The organism is Streptomyces sp. NPDC002784, assembly GCF_053592135.1.
Window position 1 is genome coordinate 67,387 of sequence record NZ_JBSFVD010000022.1, and the last position, 13,161, is coordinate 80,547.

The window sequence follows — 13,161 nt, forward strand, 5'->3', positions numbered from 1 at the left end:
CACCCCCCGGTTACCCGCGAAGATGAACACGGAGCAACCGCCTTCCGGCCGCCCGAGGAGCGGCCGGGGGCGCACAGGGTAGCCCAAGATCCACGTACGGTGATCGGCGCTGCGCGTTGCCGCCTCGTTCACGCGCAGGTCATTCCCGGTGCCAACGATCCAGAGCGAGCGGGTTGTTCGCGTCAGCGACGCCCCGCGACCACTGCCGACGCGTCACGCACTCGGGGAGACCGCGCCATGTCGCGCATACGCTCTGTCGCCAGCTCCGCGCTGGGCGTCCACCGCCGTACCGTCCTCGCCGCCGCCGGGGCGGTGTCCCTCTCCGCCGGAGTCGGCTACGCCCTGCGGCCCACCGACAGCCAGGCCGCCACCTCCGGCGCCCCCGCGGACGCAGCCGCCCAGGAGGCGCCGGTCGCCTCCGGACGCCGGGCGCCCTTCCTGCCGCTCGCCCCCTACACCCGGGGCACCACCCTCGCGAGCGTCGCCGCCCCGCGCGGCACCTCCGGCTACCGCCGGCTCGCCAACGGCCGCGGCTGGCCCCGGGTGGTCCGCGGCGAGCTGGCCGCCCCCAAGTCGGGCCGCGCCGACCGCCGTACGACGCTCGCCGCGTTCGTGCAACTCACCGACCTGCACATCATCGACGCCCAGCACCCGATGCGCCTGGAGTTCCTGCGCTCCACCGACGTGCACGCCTGGCGCCCGCAGGAGGCGCTGACCGTGCACGGCGCCGTCTCGCTGGTCGAGCGGGTCAACGCGCTGCGGGGCGCCCCCGTCACCGGCGCCCCGCTCCAGTTCGCCATGACCACCGGCGACAACACCGACAACAACGCCCGCTCCGAGCTGGAGTGGTTCCTCACCGTCATGAGCGGCGGCCGGATCACCCCCAATTCCGGTGACCCCAAGCACTACGAGGGCGTCCTCAACAGCGGTCTCAAGCAGTACTGGCAGCCCGACTCGGCCGTCCGCGACGCCGACAAGCAGCGCGGCTTCCCGTACCTGGAGGGCTTCCTCGCCGCCGCCATGCGGGAGCTGCGCAGCCCCGGCCTGTCCATCCCCTGGTACTCCACGGTCGGCAACCACGACGCCATGCCGCTCGGCTGCTACGCCTCGCACCGCGACACCTGGCTCACCGACTTCGCCGTCGGCGGCAAGAAGCTGATGAGCCTGCCCGCGGCCGAGGCCAAGAAGCTCCAGGAAGCCCTGCGCAAGGCCAAGGACCCCGAGGGCGTGCAGTTCCGCGAGCTGCTCAAGGCGCACTCCCGGAACATGCGCTCGGTCACCGCGGACGAGCGGCGCGCGCCCTACACCCCGACCGAGTACATCAAGGCCCACCTCGACCCGGCGTTCCAGGGCGTCGGCCCGGCCGGGCACGGCTACTCCTCGGCGAACCTCGACGCGGGCACCCAGTACTACAGCTTCCGCATCGCCGACGACGTCATCGGCATCAGCCTGGACACCACCGACGCGGGCGGCCACTACGAGGGCTCCGTCGGCAGCGCCCAGCTGCGCTGGCTGGACCGGACGCTGCGGGACAACGCGGACTCGTACGCCATCGTCTTCAGCCACCACACCAGCAAGACGATGGACAACACCCGCCGCGACCCGGCCCGGCCGAACGAGCGGCGGCACAACGGCCAGGAGGTCATCGCCCTCCTCGCCCGCCACGACAACGTCCTGGCCTGGGTGAACGGCCACATCCACCGCAACGCCATCACCCCGCACCCGGCACCCGACGGGCGTTCCTTCTGGGAGATCTCCACCGCCTCGCACGTCGACTTCCCCCAGCTCGCCCGGGTCATCGAGCTGGCGGACAACAAGGACGGCACGATCTCCCTGTTCACCACCTGCGTGGAGGCCGCGGCACCGCACCGCACGGACTTCGCCGACCTCTCCCAGACCGGCCTCGCCGCCCTCTACCGCGAGATCTCCTGCAACGCCCCCGGCGCCCGGACGGACCTCGCGGGAGGCAGCGCCGACCGGAACACCGAGCTGGTGCTCAAAAAGGGCTGAGACTTACTCAACCGGCCCACTCCCGCTCAACCTTCCCCAACCGTCCCAGGTCTGCCCTTCCGACCGGCCCGGCGCACCGAGGCGCCGGGCGATGACAGGGGGAAGACATGACCACACGAGTACGGGCGATGCTGGTGGCGGCCACGGCCGTGGCGCTCTCGGCCGCCCTGGCGGGTCCCGCGGCCGCCCAGGGCGAGGGCGGCACTCACTCGGCCACCCGCGAGGCCATGAAGGCGGCGGTCAAGGACGGGGTGCCCGGGGTGACCGCCGGCGCGCGCACCGACGGCCGCACCTGGTCGGCCACGGCCGGCGTCGGCAACCTCAGGACCGGCAAGGCGCGGTCCGTGGACGACCGTTACCGCGTCGGCAGCATCACCAAGACCTTCGTCGCCACCGTGCTGCTCCAGCTGGAGGCGGAGGGCCGGCTGTCGCTGGACGACACGGTCGACACCTGGCTGCCGGGCCTGGTGGAGGGCAACGGCCACGACGGCCGCGGGATCACCCTGCGCCAGCTCCTCAACCACACCAGCGGCATCTCCAACTACACCGACGACCAGACCTTCGTGGAGACGTACGTCCTCAAGGACGGCTTCTTCCGGCACCGCTACGACACCAAGGCACCCGAGGACCTGGTCGCCATCGCCATGACCCACAAACCGGACTTCGAACCGGGCACGGACTGGTACTACTCCAACACCAACTACGTCCTGGCGGGCATGGTCATCGAGAAGGCCACGGGACGCGGGTACGGCGAGGAGATCCGCGACCGCATCCTCGCCCCGCTGGACCTGCGCGCCACCTCGGTCCCCGGCACCCGGGTCACCGTCCCCCAGCCCAGCAGCCGGGCGTACTCCAAGCTCGCCGAGTCGACGACGGGCCCGACGTACGACGTCACGAAGCTCAACCCCTCCCTGGCCTACGCGGGGGGCGAGATGATCTCCGGCTCGGCCGACCTGAACCGCTTCTACACGGCCCTGCTGAAGGGCCGGCTGCTGCCGCCCGAGCAGCTGAAGGAGATGAAGACCACGGTCAAGGCCGACACCATCCCGAACGCCCGCTACGGCCTGGGCCTGATCGAACGCGAACTGACCTGCGGCGTCACCGTCTGGGGCCACGGCGGCGGCATCCACGGCTCCACCTCGGAGGCGGTGACCACGGCCGACGGCCGGCACGCCCTGTCGTTCAACTTCAACGGTGACTGGTCCGGGGACGCCGACGCGGTCCTGGAGGCGGAGTACTGCGGCGAGTAGACCACCGGGGGAGCACATGAGGAGGGGCCGCCCGGCACGGTCCGGACGGCCCCTCCTCTCCCCTCCTGATGCCTCTGCGGTCCGTCACTACCGGGGCAGCACCACGACATAGGCGGCCGGGTCACGGTCCGCCGAGGCCATCAGCGCCGTGCGGATCACGGTCGCCTGCTGGTCCATGGTGTCCCTCAGCTTCTTCGGCGTCACGTACACGACCGTGATGCCGAGGCGCTCCAGGTGCTCGCGCTTGCGGGCGTACTCCGACCACAGCGCGTCGTCGTCCTGCCGGTGGCCTTGGCGGGAGGCGCGGGTGTCCAGTTCCACCGCCACTGCGTGTTCCGGCCAGTACGCGTCCAGGCCGCCGAGGTGCGGGCCGCCGGGCAGGCGCAGATCGACGTTCCACACCGGGTCGGGCAGGCCGTACTCGCGGACCATCGTGTACAGGCGGTCCTCCGCGATGGCCCGGCCCTCGGCGAGCAGGGAGTCCACGGCGTCCACGACATGCGGCCGGGACAGCAGCTTCGCCTGGCTCAACTCCTTCACCAGCGCCGCCGGTTCGCAGTGGCCGCCGCGGACGGCCTCGGTCAGCAGCCGGCGTACGGCGCCCGCGTCCGACAGTTCGGCGACCGCGTCGGCCAGGGCGCGCGCAACCGGCGCCACGGGCAGGCCCGTGACCTCCTCGGGGGCCGGCAGGGCGGCCGTACGGACGATGCGGGCGCAGCCCGTCGAGCGGAGCCGGCGCAGCCGGGGGACGAGGACGTCGATCGTGTCCAGGGCGGTGAGCGGAGGCGTCGCGGCGAAACCGTGCAGGGTCAGCGCCGCCAGGCCCGTGATCATCGACTCGGTGTACACCGGCCGGTGCGGCTCCTGCGCGCCCGGCTGCGGCGGCACCTGCACGTTCCGCTCCCGCGCCGCGTACAGCAGCACCGCGTGCAGCCGCTCCTCGCTGGTCGGGGGGCCGGGGTGGAGCAGGTACACACCGGGGAGCACCGGCTGCCAGGGGCCGCCGGCCCGGCACTGCTCGGTGATCTCGGCGGCCGGGACTCCGTGCGCCCGCAGCTGCGCGGCCGTCAGCACGCGCCGCCGGACGTCGGAGAGCTGGTGGAGGGGGCGGGGGGAGAGCGGGGTGTTGTGGTTCATGACGGGGGAATTCCCGCGTCCGGTCGGACTCTTAACCGCTGTTACACGCCCGTCGACAAATCCGGACAAGCTCGCCCTAAAGGGCGGGTGTTCGGATGCCGAGAAGGCACGGAAAACCCCTGGTCCGTTCGGGTGGGACCAGGGGTTACGGCTCCGCTTGGCTGAATTTCGTAACGGTCACGGAGGCGCCAAGCGGTGGCCAAAGGTCAGGCGTCGGCCGCCGCGTCGCACGCCTGACCGCGCAGCGCCCGCGCCAGATCGTCCCGCGCCTCCAGCACCAGCCGCCGCAGCGCGGGAGCGGCCTCCGGGTGCGCCTGGAGCCAGGCGTCCGCCGCGTCCAGCGTCTCCCGCGACTCCTGCAGGGACGGGAACAGCCCCTGCACGACCACCATGCCGATCTGGATGGACCGCTCAGCCCACACCCGCTCGATCGCCGCGAAGTACTTCTCGGCGTACGGCGCCGTCAGCTCCCGCTGCGAGGGCCGGGCGAAGCCCGCGAGGGTCGCCTCCACCAGCGCGTTGGACAACTGGTCCGACTCCACCACCTGCGCCCACGCCTGCGCCTTGACCGACGCCTGCGGACGCGCGGCGAGGCAGCGCACCAGGTGGCGCTTGCCGGACGCGGTGTCGTCACGGGCGAGTTCGGCGGCCAGCTCCTTGTCGCCGACGACGTCATGGGCGGCGAGCGCGTCCAGGAACGCCCAGCGCAGCTCCTGGTCGACGTCCAGACCGGGCAGGGTCACCGTGCCGTCCAGCAGCCCGGTCAGCATCTCGAAGGCGGGCGCCGCGTTCGCCACCCGGGCGAAGAACCGCGCCCACGCCAGCTGGTGCTCGCTGCCCGGCTCGGCGGTGGACAGGTGGAGCGCCGCGCTCTCGGCGAGCCGCTGGTCCGTCCGCTCGCGGTGGGCGGGGGCCGTGTAGTGCACCGCCGCCGACTCCGCCCAGGCGTGCAGCATCTGGAGCACGCCGATGTCGGACTCCCGGGCCGCGAACCGCAGCACCAGGTCGATGAACTCCCGGGCGGGCAGCAGCGCGTCCCGCGTCATGTTCCACAGCGCCGACCAGCACAGGGCGCGGGCCAGCGGATCGGTCATGTCGCCCAGGCCCTGGCGAAGCGCCGCCAGCGAGGTCTCGTCGAACCGCGTCTTGCAGTACGTCAGGTCGTCGTCGTTGACCAGCACCAGCTCCGGCGCCTCGGCCCCGGCCAGTTCCGCCACGACCGTCCGCGGTCCCTCGACGTCCACCTCCGCCCGCGCGTACCGCTCCAGCACCCCGCCGGTACGGCGGTACAGGCCCACCGCGACCCGGTGCGGCCGCAGTTCGGGGTGGGACTCGGGCGCCTCCTGCACCACCGCCAGCTCCGAGACCCGGCCGTCCGGGTCCAGCAGCACCTGCGGGGTGAGGGAGTTGACCCCGGCCGTCTGCAGCCAGGACCGCGCCCAGGCGCCCATGTCCCGGCCACTGGTCTCGCCGAGCACCGACAGCAGGTCGCCGAGCCGGGTGTTGCCGTAGGCGTGCCGCTTGAAGTAGCGGCGGGCGCCCTCCAGGAACGCGTCCTGGCCGACGTACGCCACGAGCTGCTTCAGCACGGAAGCGCCCTTGGCGTAGGTGATCCCGTCGAAGTTGAGCTTGGCGTCCTGCAGGTCGCGGATGTCCGCGGTGACCGGGTGCGTGGAGGGCAGCTGGTCGGCGCGGTACGCCCAGGCCTTGCGGCGGTTGGCGAAGGTGATCCAGCCGTCGGTGAAGCGGGTCGCGCCCACCGTCGCGAAGGAGCCCATGAAGTCGGCGAAGGACTCCTTCAGCCACAGGTCGTCCCACCACTCCATGGTGACCAGGTCGCCGAACCACATGTGCGCCATCTCGTGCAGGATGACGTTGGCCCGGCTCTCGTAGGACGCCTGGGTCACCTTGCCGCGGAAGACGTACTCCTCGCGGAAGGTGACGAGCCCCGGGTTCTCCATCGCGCCGAGGTTGTACTCGGGCACGAAGGCCTGGTCGTACTTCCCGAACGGGTACGGGTAGTCGAAGTGGTCGTGGAAGAAGTCCAGGCCCTGCTTGGTCACCAGGAACACGTCGTCGGCGTCGAAGTGCGGCGCGAGACCCTTGCGGCACATCGCGCCGAGCGGGATCCGCAGCGTCGTACCGTCGTCGAGGGTCCGGGTGTAGGAGTCCGTCACATAGTGGTACGGGCCCGCCACCACGCAGGTGATGTACGTCGAGATCGGCTTGGTCTCCGCGAACCGCCACACCCCGTCGGTCCGCTTGCCCACGCCGTTGCTCCACACCGTCCAGCCCTCGGGCGCCCGCACCTCGAAGCGGAACGGCGCCTTGAGGTCGGGCTGTTCGAAGCAGGCGTGGACGCGGCGGGAGTCGGCCGGCTCGTACTGGGTGTACAGGTACACCTCGCCGTCCTCGGGGTCGACGAAGCGGTGCAGGCCCTCGCCGGTACGGGAGTAGGCGCACTGCGCGTCGACGATCAGCTCGTTGTCGGCGGCGAGGTCCTCCAGGGCGATCCGGGAGCCGTCGAAGACCTCGCTCGGGTCGAGGTCCCGGCCGTTGAGCGTCAGGGCGGTGACGCCCGGCGCGATCAGGTCGGCGAAGGTGGTGGCGCCCGGCTCGGCGCAGCGGAAGCGGAGGGTGGTGACCGAGCGGAAGGTGCGCGGCCCGTCCGCCGGCTCGTCGCCGACCGCGGAGCGCAGGTCGAGGGACACGTCGTATCCGTCGACGGACAGCAGTGCGGCCCGTTCCCGGGCCTCGTCGCGGGTCAGGTTCTCACCGGGCACGGGGGGCGCTCCTCACAGCGTGTTCAGTATGCGGACAGGCCCGATCCTGCCATGGGCGCTCGGGCGGTGGCAGCCGGGAATGGGGGAGGCGGGGGCCGGTGTTGCGGCTGTCAAAGACCGCTTCCCTAGGAGAGCCATGTCCGAGACCGCGAAGACCCCTGTCGACTTCTGGTTCGATCCGCTGTGCCCCTGGGCCTGGATGACGTCCCGCTGGGTGCTGGAAGTGGAGAAGGTCCGCGACATCGAGGTCCGCTGGCACATCATGAGCCTGGCCGTGCTGAACGAGCCGAAGCTGGACGAACTGCCCGAGGAGTACCGCGACCTGCTGGAGACCAAGGCGTGGCAGCCGATCCGGGTGGTGACCGCGGCCTGGCAGAAGCACGGCTCCGAGATCCTCGGCCCGCTGTACACGGCGCTCGGCACCCGTATCCACAACGACGGTGAGGGCCCGACCCGGGAGGCCGTCGCCGGCGCCCTCGCCGATGTCGGTCTGCCGGCCGACCTGATCGACTACTTCGACCAGAAGGACTTCGAGTTCGACGCCGAGCTGCGCGCCTCCCACAAGGAGGGCATCGACAAGGTCGGCCAGGAGGTCGGCACTCCGGTGATCGCGCTGCCCGGTGACGACGGCGAGCAGATCGCCTTCTTCGGCCCGGTCGTCACCCCGGCCCCCAAGGGCGAGGAGGCCGCCCGCCTGTGGGACGGCACCCTCGCGGTCGCCTCGGTGCCCGGCTTCTACGAGATCAAGCGCACCCGCACCAAGGGCCCGGACTTCAGCAACCTGTGAGACCGCCGCGCCGAGCACGGGAAGCCCCCGCGAGTCACGTCCTCGCGGGGGCTTCCGTCATTCCGCCCGCCCGCGTGAAGGGTGAGAAGACGATCACGAGGCGGGACGAGTGAGGGGCGTCAGGGCGTCAGCAGCAGTACGTCCGCGCGGGACGTGGCGGCCGTGTGACGCCGGGCCACGTCCTGCCAGTTGACGACCTGCCACATGGCCTCGATGAAGTCGACCTTCTGGTTCTTGTACTGCAGGTAGAAGGCGTGCTCCCAGGCGTCGAAGACGAGGATCGGCACCGAGCCCTGTCCGACGTTGCCCTGGTGGTCGTAGACCTGCTCCACCACGAGCCGCCCGCTCAGCGGCTCGTAGGCGAGGACGCCCCAGCCCGAACCCTGCGTGGTGGCGGCGGCCTTGGTCAGCTGGGCCTTGAAGCCCGCGAAGGAGCCGAACGACTCGGTGATGGCGTCCGCGAGTTCGCCCACGCCGTCCACCGCGAGCGGCTCGCCGCCGCCCTCGCCGGTCATGTTCTGCCAGTAGATCGAGTGCAGGATGTGCCCGGACAGATGGAAGGCCAGGTTCTTCTCCAGCCCGTTGATCGTCCCCCACTGCTCCTTGTCCCGTGCCTCGGCGAGCTGCTCCAGCGTGTCGTTGGCCCCCTTCACATACGCCGCGTGGTGCTTGTCGTGGTGCAGCTCGATGATCTCGGGGCTGATCACGGGAGCGAGCGCGGAGTAGTCGTACGGCAGTTCAGGAAGCGTGTAGACGGGCATGGGTGAAGTCCCCTCCGACCTCTTATTGCAAGTGGCTTGCAAGTGCAGGCTAGCAGCAACAAGCGCGGAAGTGGGGGAGGCGGAGGGCCCGCAGGTGGCCGAAAACGAGAACGGGCGCTCGGACCCGAGCACCCGTTCGTCGCCTACGACCGTGACCGGCTCGCCACGTGGGAAGCCGAAGCGGAGACCTGATCAGCCCTTGGCCGCCCGGGCCCGCTGCCACGCGTACCCCGCCGCCGCCAGGAACACGGTCATCGCACCGGTCGAGTACAGCTGCACGCGGGTGTCCGGCTCCCGCGCCATCAGCACGAAGATCGCCACCATGCCGGCCAGCGCGACCCAGGTCAGCACCGGGAACGCCCACATGCGCACCGTCAGCTTCTCGGGCTCCTCGCGCTCCAGGCGGGCCCGGAGCCGGAGCTGGGAGACGGCGATGAAGATCCACACCACCAGGATCACCGCGCCGATCATGTTCAGCAGCCACGGGAACACGTCGTCCGGCCGCCAGTAGCTGAGCAGCACGCACACGAAGCCGAACACCGAGGAGGCGAGGACGGCGACGCGCGGCACACCCGAGCTCACCCGGCCGAGCGCCTTCGGACCCTGCCCCCGCTGGACCAGGGAGTACGCGATGCGCGAGGAGCCGTAGATGTTGGCGTTCATCGCCGACAGCAGCGCCACCAGCACCACCACGTTCATCAGCTGACCGGCGCCCGGGATGCCGAGCTCGTCGAGGGCCGCGACGTACGGGCCCTTCTCCACGACCGCCGCCGAGTCCCAGGGGACCAGCGTCACGATGACCGCCATCGAGCCGATGTAGAAGAGGGCGATGCGCCACATGGCGGTCCGCACCGCGCTCGCCACGCCCTTGACCGGGTTCTCCGACTCGGCGGCGGCGATGGTCACCGTCTCCATGCCGCCGTACGCGAAGACCGAGGCGAGCAGGCCAATGATCAGACCCTCGCCGCCGTTCGGCAGGAAGTCCGTCAGGTTCGAGGTGCCCGGCGCGTCCGTGCCGGGCAGGACGCCGAAGATGGCCAGGCCGCCGAGGATCAGGAACAGGCTGATCGCACCGACCTTCAGGGCGGCGAACCAGAACTCGAACTCACCGAAGTTCTTCACCGCGGCCAGGTTCGCCCCGCAGAACACCACCATGAACAGCGCCACCCACGCCCACTCCGGCGTGCCCGGCAGCCAGCCGGTGACGATCTTCGCGGCGCCGATGCCCTCCAGGCCGACCGCCGTGCAGAGCAGGACCCAGAAGGACCAGCCCGCGGTGAACCCGGCCCAGGGCCCGATCGCCCGCTCGGCGTGCGCCGAGAAGGAGCCGGAGGAGGGATACGCGGCGGACATCTCGCCGAGCATCCGCATCACCAGCATCACGAGGAGACCGGAGAGGGCGTAGGCGACGACGATCGAGGGACCCGCGGCGGCGATACCGGCGCCGGAACCGACGAAGAGTCCGGCGCCGATGACACCCCCGAGGGCGATCATCGACAGATGGCGCTGCTTGAGGCCGTGGGAGAGGGAGACGCCGTCCTGCTGCGGCGGCGTCTCGACTGTGGTGCTGGGCATGGGCGCGGCTCGTCCAATGCAGAGGATGGGCAAAATCGCCCACAGTCTGGGGGCCGTGTCCGCTCAGACGGAGGGGCCGCCCAGTATGCGGACAGGTACGCCACAGAGCGTACGGGACCCCTCACCGCCGCGAGTTTGGGGGAACCCTACAGACCCTCCCTGGCGCCCCTGCGTGACCCGTACGTCCTCACCTCAGTGACCGGCATCACGCCGTACCGCGTGTAACCGCTCCTCTTTGTGCGGAGCCCACCAAGCCGGTGATCCGGCCTTTGTCGACCAGTGACGGTGATCGGCTCCAGCCCCCTGGGATAGCGTCGCCGTGTCCCAGCCTGCCCCCACCTTCGCGGAGTCCCCATGAGCACCGCCGCTGTCGCCGCCCCCGCCCGCTCCGGACAGGTCCTCGCCGACCTGCTCCCCGTCTCCCGTGTCCGGGACATCGCGCTCGTGGCCGGCGGCGCCGCGCTCACCGGTCTCGCCGCCCAGATCGCCGTGCCGGTGCCGGGCACCCCGGTCCCGGTGACCGGCCAGACCTTCGCCGCGCTGCTCGTCGGCACCGCGCTCGGCGCCCGCCGCGGTGTCGCGGCGCTGGCCCTGTACGCGCTGGCCGGCCTCGCGGGCATGCCGTGGTTCGCCAACGGCAGCAACGGCTTCAGCGCCTCCTTCGGCTACATCCTCGGCATGCTCCTGGCCTCCGCCGCCGTCGGCGCCCTGGCCCGCCGCGGCGCCGACCGCTCGATGCCGCGCATGGCCGGCACGATGCTCCTCGGCGAGGCGATCATCTACGCCATCGGCGTCCCCTACCTGGCCTTCTCGGCCGACCTGTCCGCCTCCGCCGCCATCGCGGCCGGCCTCACGCCGTTCCTCATCGGCGACGCCCTGAAGGCGGCCCTGGCGATGGGTCTGCTGCCCACCGCCTGGAAGCTGCTCGACAAGTAGCCCTGCCGGAAGCACGTTTCGCCCCCTCGGCCGGGCGACCCGACACCTGCCGTCGGGTCGCCCGGCCGAGGTGTCTCGGGGCTCAGCTCTCCTGCCGGGCCGGCCGCCGCTGCCCGGACCACCACAGCCCGGCCGCGCCCGCCGCCAGCAGAGCCGCCCCGGCCGTCCCCAGCGGCAGGACGTCCCGCTCGGCGCCGGTCTCGGCCAGTTCGTCACCGCCGGGCGCCACCGGCTTGTTGTCGGTGCCCAGCAGCAGCGGGGTGGCCGGGGCGTTCGGCGACGGGTTCGTCGTACCGAACGGCACCGGGCCCTGCTGCCAGTACGTCTTGTCGCCCGACGCGGTCTGGACGGGCAGGCAGATCTTTCCCGTCCTGCCCAGGTCGTACGTCGCCTCGACGTCGTACGCTTTCGAGTCGCCGGCCGCGAGATTGTCCACGGCGCAGGCGAATCCGCTGTTCGAACCTTGCCGGTCCGTTGCGCCACATCCTGGCGGCCCTGCTGGAGAAGGAACCGGCGGCGCGCCCCACCCTGGGGGAACTGGAGAGCACCCTGCAGCCGATCGCGTTCCCGCCTCCCACGCCCACGGTGGCGGTGACGACGGCGGAGGAGAACCCGGAGCCCGTACGGGAGGAGCCCCTGGCCCTACCCCGGGACCCCAGGCAACCCGAGGCACCCGAGCCCGCCGAAGCGCACCGCCCCACCCAGAACTCCGGCCGCCGAAGCCCCGTCACCCCGGGCATCTCCCTCGCCCACAGGGAGCCCGAGCCGACGGGGGTGCGGCGCCATAGGCCCGAGCCCGCCGCGGTGCTGCCACAGGAACCCGAGTCGGGGGTGGTGCCGCGTCACGAGGCTGGCCCGGCCGTGGTGCGGCGTCATAGGCCCGAGCCCGCCGCCGTGCTGCCACAGGAACCCGAGTCGGCGGCGGTGCCGCGCCACGAGCCCGACCCAACTGCGGGGCTGCGGCAGGAACTCGACCCGGCCGCGGGGCTGCGGCACGCGCCCGAGCCAGCCGTGGTGCCGCGCCATGAGGCCGACCCGGCCGCCGTCCCGCGCCACGAGCCCCAGCCCCCCGCCGTCCCGCGCCACGAGGCCGAGACGGATCGGCGGCCGGGCCCCGCGCTCGTCCCCGGCCCGGGCGCCATGCCTCCGGGCGAGCTGCTTGCTCCCGACCCGGGCCCAACGCCCCCGGGCGAGCTGCCCGCCCCCGGCCCGGCCCCCACGCCCCCGGGCGAGCCGCCCGGTCCCGCGGTTCCCGTCCGTCCCCGCCCGGCGCGTCGCGGTCCCGTCCTCCTCGCCGCAGCGGGGCTCGTCACCGCCGGAGTCGTGGTGGCCGTCGTCCTGCTGATGAACTCCGGCGGGTCCTCCGAGGACGACAAGGCCGGCGGCCCGGCGGCCTCTTCCTCCGTGTACTCGCCCTCCCCCTCACCCACCGTGGAAGGCACCGCCCGCCCGCAGACCCTGCCGCCGGGAGCGCGCACGGAGGCCGGTGGGTTCGCCTGGGTGCCCCCCGAGGGCTGGCGGCGGGACGTGAAGACGGGCGCGGAGGTGCACTACACCTCGCCCGACGGCACACAGGAACTCGTCGCGAAGTCCTCCCTCGCCCACGGCGACCTCATGGAGACCTGGGAGACCTCGGAACAGAACGCCCACCAGGGGCAGGCGTACCAAAAGATCCGCTTGGAGGAGACGACGTTCCGGGGCTCGCCCGCGGTCGTCTGGGAGTACACCTTCACTCTGGAGGGAGTCCCTTGGCACGCAAGGCTGCTGGGCTTCAACGAGAAGGGGAAGTCGTACCAGATCAACACCTGGTACCAGCCGGACATCGAGGACCGGGCGCTGCGCACCTACGAGAAGGTCAAGGACAGCTTCACCCTCCTCTGAACACGGATGAACACGGTGAACACCGTGAACACGCAAAGGGG

9 protein-coding genes and 1 pseudogene are annotated in these 13,161 nt (G+C 71.7%); 5 read left to right on the plus strand and 5 right to left on the minus strand.

Going from position 1 to position 13,161, the window contains the following annotated elements:
• Window positions 1–237: 237 nt before the first annotated feature.
• On the plus strand, window positions 238–2,010 hold the full coding sequence (locus tag ACWD1Z_RS29650; RefSeq protein WP_451122719.1) for a TIGR03767 family metallophosphoesterase: 1,773 nt from the start codon (window positions 238–240) through the stop codon (window positions 2,008–2,010).
• Window positions 2,011–2,117: 107 nt separating this feature from the next.
• Window positions 2,118–3,260, plus strand: coding sequence for a serine hydrolase domain-containing protein (locus tag ACWD1Z_RS29655; RefSeq protein ID WP_451122720.1), 1,143 nt, complete (start codon window positions 2,118–2,120; stop codon window positions 3,258–3,260).
• An 87-nt stretch (window positions 3,261–3,347) separates the two neighbouring features.
• Here the strand turns inward: ACWD1Z_RS29655 and ACWD1Z_RS29660 are convergent, their stop codons facing one another.
• Together ACWD1Z_RS29660 and pepN are read right to left on the minus strand one after the other, a co-directional pair.
• Window positions 3,348–4,397 carry a hypothetical protein gene (locus tag ACWD1Z_RS29660; protein WP_451122721.1) on the minus strand — a complete coding sequence of 350 codons (1,050 nt, stop codon included), beginning with the start codon at window positions 4,395–4,397 and terminating at the stop codon, window positions 3,348–3,350.
• 206 nt (window positions 4,398–4,603) lie between these two features.
• Window positions 4,604–7,180: an aminopeptidase N gene (gene pepN / locus ACWD1Z_RS29665; RefSeq protein WP_451122722.1), complete on the minus strand. Its 2,577-nt coding sequence runs from the start codon at window positions 7,178–7,180 to the stop codon at window positions 4,604–4,606.
• Between the two features lie 136 nt (window positions 7,181–7,316).
• Between pepN and ACWD1Z_RS29670 the strand changes: the two genes are divergently transcribed.
• Window positions 7,317–7,967 (plus strand): mycothiol-dependent nitroreductase Rv2466c family protein, encoded by a 651-nt coding sequence (locus ACWD1Z_RS29670; protein ID WP_389416021.1) that lies wholly within the window; start codon window positions 7,317–7,319, stop codon window positions 7,965–7,967.
• Between the two features lie 119 nt (window positions 7,968–8,086).
• Here ACWD1Z_RS29670 and ACWD1Z_RS29675 read toward each other — a convergent pair whose 3' ends face one another.
• Both ACWD1Z_RS29675 and ACWD1Z_RS29680 read right to left on the minus strand, forming a co-directional pair.
• Window positions 8,087–8,728, minus strand: a complete 642-nt coding sequence (locus tag ACWD1Z_RS29675; RefSeq protein ID WP_451122723.1) for a superoxide dismutase — start codon at window positions 8,726–8,728, stop codon at window positions 8,087–8,089.
• A gap of 192 nt (window positions 8,729–8,920) precedes the next feature.
• Window positions 8,921–10,303: an amino acid permease gene (locus ACWD1Z_RS29680; RefSeq protein WP_451122724.1), complete on the minus strand. Its 1,383-nt coding sequence runs from the start codon at window positions 10,301–10,303 to the stop codon at window positions 8,921–8,923.
• A 354-nt stretch (window positions 10,304–10,657) separates the two neighbouring features.
• On the opposite strand from ACWD1Z_RS29680, the gene ACWD1Z_RS29685 reads away from it, so the two are divergent.
• Entirely contained in the window at window positions 10,658–11,239 is a 582-nt protein-coding gene (locus ACWD1Z_RS29685; protein ID WP_451122725.1) for a biotin transporter BioY, read from the plus strand.
• A gap of 82 nt (window positions 11,240–11,321) precedes the next feature.
• Here the strand turns inward: ACWD1Z_RS29685 and ACWD1Z_RS29690 are convergent.
• Window positions 11,322–11,705, minus strand: a pseudogene (locus ACWD1Z_RS29690) (hypothetical protein); the annotation flags it as partial.
• A gap of 8 nt (window positions 11,706–11,713) precedes the next feature.
• Between ACWD1Z_RS29690 and ACWD1Z_RS29695 the strand changes: the two are divergent.
• Window positions 11,714–13,120 carry a hypothetical protein gene (locus ACWD1Z_RS29695; RefSeq protein ID WP_451122752.1) on the plus strand — a complete coding sequence of 469 codons (1,407 nt, stop codon included), beginning with the start codon at window positions 11,714–11,716 and terminating at the stop codon, window positions 13,118–13,120.
• Window positions 13,121–13,161 lie beyond the last annotated feature (41 nt).

Bases quoted from the DNA above. Each gene is read 5' to 3' on its own strand.
- ACWD1Z_RS29650 (WP_451122719.1), top strand. From the start codon at position 238: ATGTCGCGCATACGCTCTGTCGCCAGCTCCGCGCTGGGCGTCCACCGC.
- ACWD1Z_RS29655 (WP_451122720.1), top strand. From the start codon at position 2,118: ATGACCACACGAGTACGGGCGATGCTGGTGGCGGCCACGGCCGTGGCG.
- ACWD1Z_RS29660 (WP_451122721.1), bottom strand. From the start codon at position 4,397: ATGAACCACAACACCCCGCTCTCCCCCCGCCCCCTCCACCAGCTCTCC.
- ACWD1Z_RS29670 (WP_389416021.1), top strand. From the start codon at position 7,317: ATGTCCGAGACCGCGAAGACCCCTGTCGACTTCTGGTTCGATCCGCTG.
- ACWD1Z_RS29675 (WP_451122723.1), bottom strand. From the start codon at position 8,728: ATGCCCGTCTACACGCTTCCTGAACTGCCGTACGACTACTCCGCGCTC.
- ACWD1Z_RS29680 (WP_451122724.1), bottom strand. From the start codon at position 10,303: ATGCCCAGCACCACAGTCGAGACGCCGCCGCAGCAGGACGGCGTCTCC.
- ACWD1Z_RS29685 (WP_451122725.1), top strand. From the start codon at position 10,658: ATGAGCACCGCCGCTGTCGCCGCCCCCGCCCGCTCCGGACAGGTCCTC.